Source organism: Streptomyces sp. NPDC001020, from assembly GCF_053599115.1.
In genome coordinates this window covers 120,917-137,890 of the sequence record NZ_JBSFLQ010000023.1, presented here as the reverse complement: position 1 = coordinate 137,890, position 16,974 = coordinate 120,917, and the positions used below count along the sequence as shown (strand labels likewise).

Genomic DNA, 16,974 nt, shown 5'->3' with positions numbered 1-16,974 from the left:
GGTCGCGCCCGGCGGCCTGGTAGCCGGTGGACGTGGTGGCGATGTTGACGATGCCGAGATCGACGCCGATGAACCCGTCAGGCTCGTACTCTTCAGCCTCGGGCACCTCGCACGTGGCGATCAGATAGAACACGCCGTCGCGTTCCACCAGATCCGATGCGCCCTGCCGGTGCTCGCGCAGCATCTTGAGACCGTCCGCGGAGCAGACGAACCGTTGACTCGCGGGCGCTCATGGGTCTGCACTGTTGACCTCAGCCGGGTCGCTTCTGGCGATCCAAACAAGCCCTTCCTCCCGGGCGTGAACGCCCGGGGCTCCGCGCTAGTCAAGTCGAACTGGTCCTTCTCGGCCATATCCACTCCAACGTTATTACTTAAGGCAACCACATGTTTGCTCGATCATTGCAGGCGAGCGAGAGGCGAGAGGTGTGCCGAAGGACACATGTTTCGACACACACGTGTAGCAAATGCCACCGGTCAGTACAGGACCCGGCCGGGAGACATCGGTGATGACGTGACTGGGCCGCTGGCGCGGGGGACGTCAGCTATGGACTCGGCCGGGCCTCATCGTCCTGAAGCGGGACGACCGCTGCCGAACGCTGCCGCCAGGTCACGGGCGAACCGGGCGGCGCGCGCTCGGGGATCGGGCTCGCCTTGACTCTCTCCAAGGACGGCGGCCACCACGTCGACGACGCGGTTGTGAAGATCCTCGTAGTCCGCGGCTTCGGCCGAGTACCCTCCGGCCGCGGTCGGAGGAACCATGTGGTGTTCAGCGACGATCGACGCGGCCTGCTGCCGCAGTGACCCGCCGTCCCTTCGGCGCTCGAGTCGCTGACGCGCGCCGCGGAAGTAGGGCTGCCACAGCTCCATCACCTCGCTGGAAAGCACGGGATACCGGCTGGGCAGGGCCCCGGTGCCGGTCGGCGTGTCGGTGAGGCGCGGAGTACCGGCCGCCCCCGGTGTCCACGTGCGGTGCTGCCCCGCGCTGCCTTCTTCAGGGGACGTGTTGCTTCCCGACTGGTCGACCGGGCCGCCGAGCAAGTGGAGCACCTGGCGCTCCAGCAGCTGGACGGCTTGGCCACGCTCGCTGTCCCGGTTGTCCCCCCGCCAAGCGGTGACCTCGGCCAGTACGTCCTGAAGGGCGGCTGTGTCGTCCGGGAGGTCGAGTGCGTGCGCCACGGCCGCGTCGATGATCTCGATATCGGAGCGCGACTCGGAGCCGGGAAGCGTGGACCTCTCCACCCAGTTCCGCATCACGTCCTCCGGCGGCCAGTTCGACGGCTCGTCGGCCAACGCTTCTCGAAGGCTCGCGACATCCCGCATGGCCTGGGCCCACGGCTGTCTGATGCCTTCCCAGGAACCGGTGAAGTCGGCGAGGTTGAACCGGTGGGCGAAGTCCGACAGGTCGTCATCGAGCTTTCGCAGCGCGGCGGACACGAGAACGAGGTCCTCCCCGGCTGATTCCAGGGTGCCGCCGGGCTCGTTCCCGTCACCGGCCAGCTGGACCACGCGGCGGACCATGAGCTGGACGGCTTCGTGCTCGATCGGCTGGTACTGGAAATTCCGTCGGTGGCGAAGCGTGTTGAGCGCGTCCGTGTTCCGCACCAGCCGCTCGACGGTGTCCGCGAGTTCCGCATCGGCAAGAACGCCCGAATATCCCGTGTGCCGAGGGGCGGATCCTCCAGCTTTCCTGCGGGCCGCCGCTTCGTATCGGGCGTGTGCGCGCTGTTTGAGGGTGTCGTAGGTCTCGCGAGCCTGCGAAATCCCGGCGGCATCCGGCAGATCACGCAGTTCGACGAGCACCTTCCCCCCGTCGAGTTCATCGAACGACGTCGCGAGCATCACGGCTTGTTGCCTCGCCAGGCGACGGGGAGCGTGCTGGGTGAAGTTTTGCAGGTAGTCCCGGACGGTCAGCCCGGGTGAGAAGGGTGCAGCGAGCGGGTCTCCCGTGTACTGGTCGCTCAGGGCGCGCCGCGCGTGGTCACTGAACTTCCGCAGTACGTACTCCGAATTGCGGTTCAGGAAGTCACGTGCGCGAGGGGAAAGCGCCCGCGCCAGTGTGCTCGGGTCGTGCCGGGACAGAGCGAAGGTGTAGCTCTTGAACCACCGTTCAGGCGACCTGTTGGCGGCCAGGTCGTCGTCACGCCAGTGCAGGCCGGTGATCGCCTGCGTGAACACCAGATGGAGCAGGCCCGCCAGGGACCGGTACTCGACATCGTCGAGGAGCTGCCAGGCCAGTGCGGAGTGGGGGACTCGTATGCGGTGTTCGGAGGCGTAGAAGCGGGCCGCCACCTCCCTCGCGAAGGCGGCGCCGATCTCCGCGTCGAGGTGGGCGGTGTCGGTGCTCTGCTCGGACATCGGCCTGACATCGTCCACGAGGAAGTCGAGCAGCTCGGACGGGTGCATTCCCACGGTCCACTGCGGAGAGAGAGTGAGCTCCTTGCCTTCTTCCACCCACAGACCGGAATCCTGCTCCTGGCGGAAGCCGTTCCACGGGCCGAACAGCCGCTTGACCGTCATGCCGCCCCGTAGCGTATGCATGACGTACTCGAGCGAGTGCCAGAAGTCCTCCTCGGAAACACCACCCGGCTCTCCCCGGTACGCGATCGGTGTGCCGACGATTTCGAGGAATGCCGGCTTGTCGGGACTGAGCCACTCCACCGTCAGCTTCAGGTGATCATTGTGGGCGAGAATCCTGCTGTCCTCGACAGTACGGATCGTGAGCTGCCAGTCGGTCTCGAACTCGCCGCCGATCTTGCCGTAGTCGACGTGGAGCGCGGACGGGCCGGGCTCCTGTTGCCGCTCATGTGTCGACCTGTCCGGCCCGCTTTCCGAGGAGTCCGGTGCGAGCGGGCTCGGTGCCGTGCCGGCCGCGTCCGACAGCGTCGTCATCGGTTCTTCCCGCGCTCCCGGGGTTTCCCGGTCGATAGCCCCGGGGTGCGGGTCACCGGAAGCTGCACCGCCATCCGGCTGCGGAAGAGTGTTCTGCGCGGCTCCGTCACGCCGTGTCGGCGCAGTCCCCTCGTATGCGCGCATATGTTCGAGTATCGCCACTGTGTCCGCGTCGAATCGCTGCAGCCAACGCCAGTCTCGCGAGCTGGGGCCCGTTCCTACTGCGCCGGCAGCCGACGCGGTCGGGTTCGAAGAGGCGACGTTCCGGGGCTCCGGGCCCGTACGCGGTCGCGGCCCTCGCGCACCCATGACCCGGGGGCGGATGCGGGTCCCTGCCCCGGGCGTTCCTGCGACCACGGTCTCGGTGACGGGCAGGTCGCTCGACGGATCGTAAGCCTCTGCGGACCGCCCCACCTGAGGAGAACTCGTCCCTTGGACAGGACCGGCCATCGGGTTGCCGCCGGCGTGCTGTGAACCGCCCGACGTGTGACCGGCTCCTCTCGGTGCACCGGCGATACCCGTGGCTCGGAGGGCTGCGATGCCGAATGCCGTGCGCGCTGCCACCGCCAGCGCCAACGCTTTCCGTCGCGATGACACATGCGTCGCCAGAGCGACGGCCTCTCGGACCTTGACCAAGAGATTCGGGTCAGCCTTGCCGGTCCCGCCCGGAAGTGGGGGAAGCTCGACGCCGGCTCCCCACAGGAGGGTGTGGGCGTCGGCGAGTAGTCGCTCGGCGACTTCCTCGGGAAGCTTGGCCAGGACACCCGGGGCTCGGTCCAGGTAGTCCTGCAAGGAGGCCCAACCGGCCTCCACTTCCTCGGGCGAGAGAGGGCCGAGGTCGTCGTACTCCTCAGACTGTTCGACAGAGGCAGAGGTGTCGCGGTCGTCCTGGTCCGGCCCGGGCTCCGTCGCTTGCTCAAAACCGCTACCCGGCCTGAGCTGGTTGCCGGAGGAAGTCCCTTGCAGGGTAAGAGCGGCGAAGACGGCGTCGGCCTGTCCGGTGAACGCGGTCGCCCCCGGCTCTTCGGCTGCATCGGGAAGGCCGGGGCGCGTCGCTTCCGGTGCCTGCGACGGGCCTGGCGAGAGCGCGGACCGCGCGTCCGGCGCCGGAGGTTCGGCGGTGTAGACCGGCTGCGGGTCGGAGTGGCTTCCTGCCGCGCCGCCTGTCGTGGCGTGGGTGCGGAATTCCTTGCGCAGTTGTTCGGAGAGCGCCCAGGCCGGCCTTTCCGCCGTCGCGAGGTGCGGGGCCGGTTCGCGGTGCAGGTGGTCGGCGATCAGGGTTGTGATGTCGTCGTGAAGTGCCCGGTATGCCTCCCCGGGGGACCCGGGCTGTAGGCCCTCGCGGATGATCGGAGGCGCCTGGTGACGGTTGGCCATGATCCGTGCGGCATCTCGCAGGAGGTCCTGTCGCCGTTGGTCGTCGAGAGCGGCCAGGTTCTCCCGGGCCTGTGCGAATCTCTGCTCCCAACGCCTCCGGGTGACCGCGTCGACCGCCGGATACGAGACACCGGTGGTGCCGGTCGACATCGGAGGCGTGGGTGCACCCTGCCGACCAGGCCCGCCTGTTCCCGTGCCGTCCCGGGTGCTTGGACCGGCGGCCGTCGTGGCGCGGTGGGAGCCGGAGTGCACGTATTCGGCCTGTGGGAACAGGCTGCGGGCCTGCGACACCGCCTCTTGCGGCGGGTTCACCTCCACGCCGGAGGCAATCCATCTGACCTGCCCCGTGTTGCGGCCCAACGACTCGTGGAACAGCGTGAGGGCCGCGCCCCAGACCGGCACCCGCTGCGTCTCGGGCAGGTCCAGGGACCTCACCGTGTCGTCGATCGTCTTCAGCAGGAGGCCCCCGGGGCGGTTGTGCAGTTCTGCGTGAAGGCCCACGACGATGGACCGCACAGCGGCGGTCAGTCGCTCGTGGCTGACGCCCCGTGCTCCGTCGGTGTACCCGACGTTCCAACTGCCACGGCTCTCCACCTTGATGGCATCCGGGGGAATGGATCCCAGCAGGAACCTGTCACCGGCCTCGCGGTCGTCCGGATCGGTATGTCCGAGTGCCGCGGCGAGACGGGTGAACAACAGGGCGTTGGGGCCGGTACGGTGCGTGACCTCTCGGGAGGGCTTGTGCACTGCCGGGTAGGGCGTGGCCTCCTGGCCGATGAGGTCGTCGCTGAGCTGCTGAAGTCCCTTGGCGCCGCGCCGGAGCAGATCCGGCAGGGACGTCTGGTAGTTCTCGGCCAGCAGACGGAGATAGTGCTGGGTGGCCGCGTTTGCGGCGACCGAGACGATCGCGGCGTTGTTCATCGGACGTGAGTCGCGATGCGCCCCATCGGCTGGGTTCTCCGGCAGGTCGGCGCGCAGCAGCGCGAATCCGTCGGGTCGCAGGGCGGTCCGGTGCACCACCTGCGAGAGGTCGAAGATCTTGTTGTCTCCGTCGCTGTAGACGCCGCCGAAACGGCGCAGATGCTCGATCCGCGCCATGTCACTCGCGCCGGCGAGTGACTTGCCGCCCCGGGCGCGCTCGGTGAGCACCTGCGACTGCAGCGTCATCGGGGTGTCGGCGTTGTAGATCTCGTCCTCGTTGACGAGTACGAGGTTCTCGATTCCCTCCGCCCACTCCAGCATGTCCCTGATCTGCGACTGCCGCTCCGTGGCGGTACGCGGATCGAAGGAGTCGCGGACTTCGTCGATTTCGGACCGTGTGACGTCCGTCCAGTGGGCGATGCGCCATCCGGGATTGAGCCGGGCCGCCTCCGCGATGTTGGCGCGGAATTCCGTGCGTGCCCCGTGCGGGCCGTCGTCGAACAGCGGTCCGTACCAGATGCTGTGAAGCAGCTTCGGCACCTTCTGGCGCTTGACTCCGAACCCGGAGGAACGTGACGCGCTCGCACCGACCACAACACTGTCCCGATGGTGCGGAAGGGAGGTCACGTCCAGTTGTGCCGCCGTCGGCCCGACACGTCGTTTCAGGTCGAGTCGCGCAAAGAATTCCGTTCGCTGATCAGCGCGGAGAGCGGAGAAGTCATACCGCTTCCCGCCAGGACGCATGAACTCAGGAGCCGGTTTCGGCCGTCGCACCCCGAACGGATCACCGCCGAACGCATCCGCCCGCCCCGGCTGCATATCCGGCCGGAGGTCCCGCAGAACCCGCGCCACATCGAAATCCGCTTGGTCCTGACGGGCGGTCGGGTCGAGTGCGGCTTGCCGACGTACCCGTCCCCTGAGCAGTGTCTCCAGGTTCTCGGTGAGGAGCTGCTGGTTGAGAGCATCTGTGCTCTCGCTCTGGGTGAGTGCCATGCCGACCATCGGACTACGTGTTGCGGAGGTGATCGTTTCCGAAGACGCGACTGTCCGCCTCCGTCCGTGGCGAACCGCGGCCACAGCCCGTTCCAGCACCCTGTCGGCGTTGTCGCGAGTGTGCTGAGCAGCGGCCGCCCACAGGAGCCGGGCCTCTGCTTCATCTCGCAGGACATCCAGGTGGAGCCTCTCGGCCAGCTTCTGCCGCACCGCCACTTCGATCTGCGCCAACGTGAGGTTGCTGGACAGCCCGAGCGCGAAGTACGACTCCACCTCCGGATGGTTCCGCAATCCGTGAGCGATCCTGGCGACCTCATTGACCAGGAGGCGGTCGGCGCTGTCCCACAGGTCCACCAGGGTGTCAGCGGTCCAGCCATGCGGCACAGGAGACGATATGTTCTCCAGGAACGTCTCGGCGAGTGCGCGCCTGGCGACCCGCTCGCCGTCGTCTACCGCCCCGCCACCCCGGGGACCCTCGTCCGGCTCGCCAGCCGCGCCGGCAGCCTCCACGCCCTCGGCGTCCACGAGCATGGGTTCAGGCGCATCCGCCACCCCAAGGTCATTCCCACGCACACTTCCCGAAGCAGCCACCTGCGGCACAGCAGCCTCCTGGTCCACACCCGGAACCACCGCACTCGGCCCCGCCTGCGACTCCAGAAGCGACCTCCAGTCCGGGAAAGTCCTGTCGAGGACGTCGTAGACGGACGCACCACCAGGATCACGGGCACCGTCCGGCACCGGCAGCCTCATCATGACGACACCATCACCAGCCTGATACCGCGTCAGATGAAAGCCATGCTCAGTAAGCCACGTGACAAGCTCGTTGCGGCTCTCCGGAACACCCGTGTACTGCAGGTGCCAGAAGAAATCACCCACCCGCCCCCGAAGATCGTTAAGCTTGCGCGGGCCTGGCACGCACGGTGGAACCACCCCCGGTCGGAGCCCCATCAAACGAGCGAATTCATTCAATTGGTCGATTTGCTTGGTCTCGGACATGGTTACGAAGACCCGCGACGTGTCACCGCCCCTGAACTCCCACGACAAGCCTTGCTGGATCACCTCGACGATCGAAGAGAGATTCAGCCGTTGTACTTTGAGGCCACGGTTCCTGAGATTTTTGACGTGATACTGGTACAATTCATGGTCGCGCGTTGAACGCGTCGTGTCCCACGCCGTCGCCGGCCCCTGCAAAAGCCTTTTCGATCTCACCGGATCCACAAGAAATACTCTGTGAAGATCACCTTTCGTTCTCTTCTCCGTTTTTACGCGGAAGTGCTCGAAGGCGCCGATAAGGTGTTTGTCCGTCGGATCGATACCGCGCTTCGCCAGGTTATGACTGAGGATCAACACCTTCTTGTGCACATTGCCCTTGGTGCTCTCACTTCCTCTGGAAGGGCGATGTCCGATCATGTCGGGAAATTCTTTGTAGAAAGCGTTGAGGAGCTCGACCCGATCCCGGGTCGTGTCTGACACTCTCTCGCCATCAGGGATGACATACGGCTCGAAAACCGAACCGCCCGCAGAAGCGAGCCCATTCGCCCCTCGGCCCGGATCCCGCTCGATCACGCCGAGGTCCGGAAGCGCATCACGGGGCGGGCCGGCAACAACACTCCCCCCACCACGGACACCGGAACCGCTCGCAGTGGGAGCCTGCGACGCCGACGTCCACATCGCCGCCGTCGTCCCGGCAGGATAAGAGTCCCCGACGCGCAGGGTGGGTGCCCAGTGCTCGGTACCCGGCCCCGTGTTCAGACGCACCAAGGCGATCCACCGCTGGCCGTCTCTCGGCGGCACATCGCCCTCGGACAGCCACCGTCCCCAGACGCGAGGTTCTTGAAGCGGATTCCACTGCACGACATGGATCCCCATGTCGTGCATCTGCGTCATCAGGTACGGGATGAGATCACCGTACGACGCATCCCACGCCCCGGGAGTCCGCACGAAATGGACGAGATCATCCCACTGCTGCTCACGTGTCAGCCCCTCGGGCGCCAGCGCCGGCAACGTCTCCCTCAGCCTGGCCCATATGCCATGAGCTGCGCCGCGTTGTGTCTCGAGATAGGCCGCGAGCCGCTCACGCAGTTCCGTGGCAGTCCTGACCGGCTCCGACGGAAGCGTGTGCAACCCCATGGTGAGGATGACCGAGTTGAAGAAACAGTCGCCATCCCCGCGGACCTCCCCCACCAGCACACCGTTACCCTCCAGAGCCGCCCGCACCTCGGCCAGTCCCGAAGGCACCGGCAGACGAGTGCCATCCGCATATGCCTGCGGCAACCATCCGGGCTCGTCCTCCGCTTCACGTCCACGCAGTCCCGAAGCACGGGCATCCCCCGAGGACGACTGCTGCGACGACCAGGGACCCGCAACGGATCGCCTCGGGTCGGCGTCGTCGGACGGACGTACTGGCGTGTCGTGCCGGAGCTCCCGTGAGGAGCCGGTCGGGCCGGGGGTGGCCTCGGGCTGCTCGTGGGATTCGGGCAGCCGGGACCACGCCTCCAGGAAGTCGAACTGGCCCGCCTGGACCGTGGTCATCGTCTCCCGGTGGGAGGCGAGCCGGCCGATCAGGGCCAGCGTGACCGGATGATGCAGCCCCTTCTCCCGCACCGCGGTCCACACTGCCCCGAGAGCGCCGGTCACGAACGCGTCCTCCGTGTCCGCGGACCACACCTCGACCACCGGGTCCGTCGTGCCGGGGCGGCTGCCCGAGGCAGGTGGACGGGCGGCGTTGCCGCCGGCTGAACCGCTCCCCTGTCGCTGCGCACCGGACGGATCGCCCGGTCGTGTCCCGCCGGCCGGGCCGGGCCGGGCGCTGCCGAACGCCTCGGCCGTCTCATGGGCGGCGCGGACACCCCAGCGCTCCGGGTCCGCCGTGTGCTTCTTCTGCGCCAGGGCGAAAGCCACGACGTCGACGACCTGGCCGTAGAGCTTCCGGTAGGCGCGGGCTCCGGCGGAGGAATCCGCCTCCGGAGAAGCCGGGGTGACGTGGTGAGCCGCGGTGATCCGCTCCGCCCGCTCCCTGAGCGATCCGGCATCCGGCGCTGTGCCGAGATACTCGCGCGCGTAGCCGAACCGGTCGGCCCACTCCTGCAGCACAGCCGCGGAAGGGCGGGGCCAGCGGGCGTCGCCGGCTCCGGGCCGTGCTCCGTGCGCCGCGCTCGGCCGGGACGGTGGCACCACGTCTTCGACGGCGCCGCCGAGCCGGTGGAGCACCTCCCGCTCCAGCCTCGCGACGGCGCTCGCGCGAGGGTTGTCCGCCGTCTTGCCGTCGCGCCATTCGCTGATCTTGGCGAGGACCTCCTGGTACGTCGTCGTGCCGGGGCGGCGGAGCATGGCCCGGACCGCCTCGTCGACATTCTTGATTCCCTTGCGCGGCTTGTACGCGACAGCCGAATGCCGCTCCCAGTCCCCTGCCACCTGCAACGGCGGCCAGTCCGCCGATTCTCCGCTCAACCTTTCGTGAAGCACGGCGGCATCGTGCATGGCACGTGCCCACGTCGGCCTGACGGCCTCCCAGGAACGCCCGTCGAAGTCGGAGAGGTTGACCTGGATCGCCAGCTCCGACAGGGATGAGTCAAGGCGCCGCAGCACGTCGACGGGCGTCCCACCGGAGCTACCCGCCGCACTCGAGCCCGCGCCCGCGCGCACGGCACCGGTGCCCGTCGCCGTGAGCAGGCCCTGGACCAGGGTCCGGACAGCGCCCTCTTCGAGCGGCCGGTAATCGTGGCCGAGCCGGTGGCGGAACGTGTCCAAGGCCCGGGTGTCACGCACCAGGCGTTCCAGGGTGCTCGCGAGGCCGTCGTTCGCAAACGTCAGTTGGAGCGACCGGCCGTGGTCGTGGTGGCGGGGGTCCAGCACGTTTCGTCGGGCCGCGGCCTCGTACCGCTCGTGCGTCCTGCGTTTGAGGTCCTCGTAGCTCCTCCGAATCTCCCCGATGCTCATGCCGTCGGTCAGGTCGCGCAGTTCGACGAGGACCTTGCCGCCGTCCAATTCGGGGAACCGGGTCTCGATTCCCAGTGCCTGCTGACCCACCCGGTTCGGATGACCGGGATCGATGAAGCCACGCAGGTAGTCCTCGACGGTCCCGTGCCCCTGGATGGTGGCTTCGAGGGGGTCCCGGGACGGGTCTCTCAGGACGCGTCGCGCGTGCGTGGAGAACGCCTGCAGCACGGCGTCGGCGTGTTCGCCGAGGAACTGGCGGGCCCGGGGCGGCAGCGCTGTCGCCAGAACGACCGGGTCGTGGCGGGACGCGATGAAGGCATAGGCCTTGTTCATCCCCTCGCCCGCCTTACCCGCATGGACGTCGTCGCCCCTGTGCGCGATGGTGACCGCCTGTGTGAACACCAGCAGCAGCAGCCCGGCGAGCGACCGGTACTCGGTCTCGTCGACGGTGTGCCAGGCCACGGACGGGTGCACATCGGGAAGACCGTGCGTGGCCGCGTAGAAGTGGCCGGCCACGTCTTGGGCGAAGGCCACACCCGCCGCCGCGTCGAGGTGGGCGGTGGGCGCGCTCTGTACGGACAGCGGATCGACGTCCTCGACGATGAAGTCGAACAGTTCCGACGGGTGCATGCCGACCGTCCATTGCGGCGACAGGAGCGACGGCTTGTGCCGATCCTCCTTCTCCACGACCGCGTCCGCGTACTCGAGGAGCCGAAAGCCGTTCTGCGGTCCGAACAGCCGGTTGATCGTGCTGCCCGGTCCCGCAGCCGCGCGCTGCAGCGTGGTCAGAACGTGCTCCAGTGACTCCCAGAAGTCCGCCTCGGAAACCCCGCCCGGTGCCCCGTCGAACCCGATCGGGGCGCCGACGATCTCCAGGGTGGCCGACTCGCCCGGTTTCAGTTGCTCGGCGGTCAGGGTGAGGACGTCGTTCTCGGCCAGCAACTCGCCATGCCACAGATCATCGTCCACCCGGACCTGCCAGTCGGTCTCGATCTCCGCGCCGATCTTGCCGTAGTCGACACGCGGCCGACGGGGCGGCACCCAGGGCAGGGGGCCGCCAGGGGCAGCGGCGAAGGGAGACTGTACGGACGCCGAAGTGCTCGCGCTCCCCTGCGCGCGTGGATCCGACGGCCCCCCGGACCGGGGGCGGGAGCCCTGCTGAGGTGCCCCGCCAAGCGCGCCGTCCCGGCGCTGCAGGTCCGGGAACGCCTCGTACAGGCGGGAAGTGAGGACCCGCGCGAAGAGGACGGCCTCCGTCCTCCCGCGGGTGTCCAGGATCTCGGCGACGGAGCGGACGACGGACTCGCCAAAGCCCCGCCGTACCTGGTCCTCCCCGCTCGTACCGATCACCATCGGAAACCTGAACCGCTCGCCGCGCAGGATGCCCAGGGCTTCCCGGACGGTTCCGTCGTCCACTCCCGCGACGAGCGGGTCGGTGGTCTCGGAAACGGGCGCGGACTCACGCGTCTCGTGCCCCTCCGCGTTCCCCGGTACGTCGGCGGACCCGGTGTCACGCCTGACGGACCGTGTGGAGCCGCCGGGTCCGTCGGCATCCCTGGCGTCGGCAGCGGAAGTCATGCGCGTGACGAGATCGCCCGCACTGGGGAACGACGTCGGCTGCGGGTCGGGTACGAGGCGAGTGCCATCGGTGGGCGCCGCCCTATGGGTTGCGTCGAGCGCCTTCACCAGCCCGGTCATGTACGGCGTACCGATCTCGCCGCTGAGTACCGCGTTCAGCAGCGCACCCTGAAGTACACGGTGGGTCTTCGAGTCCCAGGTCTCGTCCGGGCGGAACGGGAAGACGTGCAACTGCGGGCCCGCCGTCGACCCGGCCGCGGGTCGAGGAGTGGACCACAGGATGACGGAGCGTTGTGCGGCTCTGTCCTGGCCGTTGGCCGTGCCGAGGTCCGTCGGGGCCACGGTGGGGCCCTTGGCGCGAGAAGCCGGTTGCAGGTCCAGCAGGCCGGTCGGCCAGTGGTTGTGCTGTGCGTGCTGCGTAAGAAAGTGACGCAGATGCTGTGCGACTGCCTCTGCACGTTGTCGGCCGACGTCCCGGGCACTGCTGCCGTTGCCTCCTCCCTCCACGTGGACGACGAGTCCGGGCAGTCCTGCTCCGTGGCGCCGTGCCAGTTCCTGTCCGATCTGTGTCGCGAAGTGCTCGATGGTTTGCAGTTCCTGCGTAGGTACGTCTCCGCGGTTCCGCTCCGGAAAAGCGACCTGGGCGACGGGTGTGTCCCAGCGCGGGTCCGGCCTGCCTCGCTGCCGCTGCGCCTCCCAGGCTCGGTCGTCGGCGCGCCGAGCCACCGCCGACAACTCATTGTAATAACCCTTCAGTTCGGCCAGGTAACGGTCCCAGTTCCGCCGTACTGCAACATCGCGGTCTCCGTAGGAACGCATTTCTAGAACAGCGAGAGGTGCGCCCGAACGGGTTCCGAAGTGGTCATCCATGGAGGTGAAGTGAGACGTCAGCGAGAGCGCGGTGTTCTGGGTTATCACTTCGTCAGGACGTACCGAGACGAGTGCGTTCCGGAGATAGTCACGGACCCGGAAGTTCTCCCTCTGTTCATCGAGCAGTGGGGACTGTTCGAGCAAATCGATGGGCTCACCCATACCGTCGGTCAGTCTTATTTCGCGATCGTCGCGATTGTCCCTGTAGAACTGCCGTGTGAAGGTGTCGCCGATCCAATCGGACTCCGCACGGAGAAATTGGCGCACCGACTGTGGCAGCGCGGCCCGCAACGCGGACAAAGAGGTACGCGACGCGACAGGCGTGAAGCTCTTGTACGAAACCTCGTCACCAGTCGCGACCCCGTAGGTCAGGGCTGCGACCTGCGTGTAGACGAGATGCGCGAAGCCGTGCAGGACATCGCGGTCCGTGTTGCCGTACTGCTCCTGGCGTGTGAACCGCTGCGTGAGAGAGTCTGCGAACTCCCGCCCGCTCATCAGGTGCCGGTGCGCCACGGAATCGGGGAACAGAGCCCGTCGGCCGACTTGCTCCAGCAGTTCCTTCAGACCGTTCAGAGGAATACCGACCGTGATCTGAAGTGAGAGTCTGCCCGCGTGGTACTCGCCCTGGTAAATAGCCCGTCTCGCGGCCGGGTGCACAGTAAAACCGTGACTCTCGGGGAACAACTTCGTGAGCGGCGTGCCGGGGCTGGCCTTCCGTAGACGTTCGAAGACGTCCCTCACCTCGTCGAACGTCCTGCGTTCGTGAGTGAAGAGAGCTTCTCCCCGAAGCGAGTTGATCGGCCTGGTGACGACCTCGGCGACCAATTGATCCCGGAAGAGGTCTGTAGTTATAGAGAGGTGCGGGGATGTGACGATCTCCAGTTTCGGCGACCAGTTCGCCGCGTCCTTCGCGGCCACGACGAAGGAGGTCTCCCCCTCGAAACCCATGGCCCCAACCCGCGGGTCCAGCGGTCGGTCCACGAGGGAGCGGGCAAGGGACTCCGACTCCGCGGCCCGCTGGAACACCGCTGGAGCCGTCCGGCTCGGTGTGTCCTGCAGCAGAGCGTCCGCCAGGACCCGGCCCCGTGAGACCACCACGGCGTGCGCGTGGAGGGCCTCCCGATCCGGTGCCTGTACCGTCACCCGGGCTCCTTCCGGGCGTTGGAACTCCAGCCACCAGGTGTGTCCTTCAGCACCGGGTGTGGCGACGGCGGCGAATGCGTGCCCCATGGCCGCTGTCCTGTCGAAGACGAAGTCGGCCCCCGCGCCACGTTGAGCCACGATCAGTGCCATGGTCGGAGCCTGCGACTTGTCCGCTTCGGCGCACAGCACCGCCGACACGTGCGACCAGGAGGGAATCCGGTGCCAGTCGGCGCCGGGGAGAAGGTTCTGAGGGGCACCCCGCAGTCCGACCACCGAGTCGTCCAACGACTCACCGGCGCGGACACCACCGCCGGGCCCACGTTGCCCATGCACCCGGCGCATGAACTCCGTCAGCAGAATCACACAATCCTGCCCGTCGCCCCGGCCGGCAACGGCGACGACGTCGTTCGCCAACGCTTCGAGTCCCTCGCGGCCCAATGGACCGGGTTCGCCGGCGAGCCGGCGCGCTGCGCTGTCTCCCGGCATGGTCCCCGTCCGCAACGGAGCACTCAGGGGCCGGTCGACGGGGTCCCCGACAGGGGCGGGCCCGGGTCGGCCCGGCGAACCGTCGTCGGCCCGCGTGGCGGCCTCCACTTGCCGGGCGATGTCCGCGTCGGCTTCCCGGGCCACTCCCCCGGTGACGAGGCCTGTGCGGTCCCGACGATGGACGTCGGCGGTCTGGGTGAGTGCGGTACGAGAGGGGCCGGCGGCGGTGTCGTTCAGCGCGGTCGGCGCCCCGCCCACCATCACCGTACGAAGAGCATGCAGGTCGAATGCGTCCCGGCCCGCTACGGTCAGCGCCTGCGCCTCGTTGCGTGGTCCTTCGTGCAGGGCCATGGCGAGCGCGTCCCGCAGCAGGACCGCCAGCCGCTCCGGCGCCTTGGGACTGTCACCGGGCAGGATGGACGGCAGTGCGACGTTCTTCTCCACCAGGAGGAGGTGCGCCTCGGCTGCGGGCTTGATCGCGGTCTCCTCGCGGAGCTTGCCGAACCGCTTCGCCTTCCTGTCGATGTCGTGGAGCAGTGCGGCCTTGTCCGCGAGCCTGACACCGACAAATGCGCCGGTCTCCGTCGTCTTCTCCGCCCACACGGTCTCCGTCTCCGACACAACCGGGACGGAGACGGTTTCCGCCGGGAAGTCCGCGCGTGGGACGGTGGTGGTGAGGTCGTCGGCGATCCCCGTCGGTGTGGGGTCCTCGGCGGTGACGCGGTCCGGCTTCGCGGCGTCGGTCTGCGAGACGGTGGCCGTCGGGGCGGGGGCGGCGAGGCCCTCGGACCGGGAGTCCTCGAACACATCGACAGGGCCGGCCGTGGTGTCCTGGCCGTGCGTGGTGGTCGTGCCCGCCGTCGTGGCCGTGTGGGTCGTGTCCGAGACGGTCGGGACGGCGTCCGTGCTGTTGCGCTGCGTGCTCCGGTCGGCGTCCGCCTTCGGGCGGTCCTGGCCGGCCGGTCCGCTCGTGCTGTGGGCCGGGCCGGTGCCGTCGGCTTTCACCGCGGCCGGGGTGTTCGTGCCCGCCGCCGCCCCGGTGGCCGGTCCGGCACTCGCGGGCGCGGATCCGGTCGGAGCCTGGTTGTTCCCGGCGGACACGGCCGGTCCCGCACCGCTCGTCGCCACCTGGCCGGTGGCGGACACCGTATCCGGCCGCGCCGCGGGCACGTCCTGGGCGTCCGGAGAGTCCTGCGCGGCCCCGTCGTCCATGACGGCTGGGGAGTCGGACGGCGCGTGTGCCGTCTTTCCAGGGCCGGCGACCGGACCCGTCTGGGAGCTGTTCGGCAAGGTAGTGGCGCCGTGGCCCGGCGCCGTCTGCGTACCGGCGTCCACCTCGGCCGGGGGCTGCACGTTCGCCCCGTCGTCGGCGGGGGTCCCGGGCGTGGTGTGGTCGTGTGTCACGTCCGCGCCCGTGTTCTTCGCCGGTACGTTTCCGCCGCCGGACACGGTAGCCGGGTTAGCACCGTGTGCCGCGCCCGTAGAGGCGGGATCGACTGACACGTGGGGCATGTCGGGGAGGTCGGTCTGCGGGGTGGTGGTGGCCGGAAAGGGTCCGGCCTCGGTGATGCCGCCGGGGGCGTAGGACGCCGGAGTGGGGGCCTGCGTGCCCGTGGTGGGAATCCGTACGTCCTTGCCGGGCTCGGAAACAGGGGTGCTCCCGCCGTTGGTCTTGGCAGGGCCTGTGGTCGGTCCGGTCGAGGCGCTGTGGGGAGTCACATTGAGGTTCTGCGAGAAGGCGAGGTCGCGCAGTCCAAGGCCGGCCTTCTCCGTTCCCTTGAACATCAGGTTGGTGTTGAGGTTGCTGACGACGGAGCCATAGAAGTCCGGCGCACTGAACCCCTGCCCGAAGACGGCGAACACCGCGAGAGACTCCGCGAACCCCTCAACAACGGCGTCGAGTCCCTCGTCAGCAGCCTTGGCGCCGTATTTCCCACCGTTGGAGAGCAGTCCGTCGGACGTCAGGTTCTTCCCACCGTGTGCGACGGCACCGCTGCCCGGATTGCTGTTGAGACCGGGCATCTTGTTCTTGTCGGCGAACTTCGTGTCGAAGCCGGCGCCGATGTCGAACTTCTTGAAGAGCCCCTTGAAGGCGTTCTTCGCGCCGTGGAATATGTGATCGAAGATCGAGGTGAGGCCGCCGGTGACTCCGCTCAGCACGACGTCTTTCACATCGATGCCGTGCGGCTTGCGGCCGGGTGCCGCCGTCAGCATCAGAGCCAGTCGCGCGGCGAGCGTCGTGAACGCCTCTTCCAGTGCCTCGCTCAGGGTCGGCAGGAGGTGGGTGCGCTGGGCCAGCAATTGCAGGAGCACGAGGATCTGCGCACGAGTACGCAGTTTGGCTTCCACCGCCTCGCCCGACGTGGCCCCGCCGGTGAAGAACGCCATCACGGCCAGGAACAGCAGTTGCGCCGCCAGGACCGCCAGTTGGATCAGGATGTTGATCTTGGACTCGGCGATGTTGATGGAGGTCTTCACCCGGCCGTCGGAGATGTCGTCCATCTGCTTGGCGAACTCGGTGACGTGGTTCGTGCCCCCGTCGTCGGTCAACACGTGTGCGGTGCGAACGTAGTTCTGGGCGGTCCCGGGCGGCAGCACCTGGCCGGCGGCGCCGACCGACTCGATGATCAGTTCTGCCAGCTTGCGTAGTTTGTTCGCGAACGATTTGAAGGCCTCGTGGCTCAGATAGGCAAGGTCTTCGTTGGCCTGCGGCATGCGTTCGCCCATGAGAGCGAAGAACAGGTCGTCGAGCCATTTCGGAACCGCGATGGCCATGAG

1 protein-coding gene and 1 pseudogene are annotated in these 16,974 nt (G+C 68.0%); both read right to left on the bottom strand.

Annotated elements, in window-relative coordinates; genetic code table 11:
* A pseudogene (locus ACWDEX_RS22645) lies at positions 1-214 on the bottom strand (RNA-guided endonuclease TnpB family protein); the annotation flags it as partial.
* Between the two features lie 347 nt (positions 215-561).
* Complete coding sequence (locus ACWDEX_RS22640) at positions 562-16,971, bottom strand: WXG100-like domain-containing protein (protein ID WP_450465572.1); 16,410 nt, start codon at positions 16,969-16,971, stop codon at positions 562-564.
* Positions 16,972-16,974 lie beyond the last annotated feature (3 nt).

Bases quoted from the DNA above. Each gene is read 5' to 3' on its own strand.
- ACWDEX_RS22640 (WP_450465572.1), bottom strand. From the start codon at position 16,971: ATGGCCATCGCGGTTCCGAAATGGCTCGACGACCTGTTCTTCGCTCTC.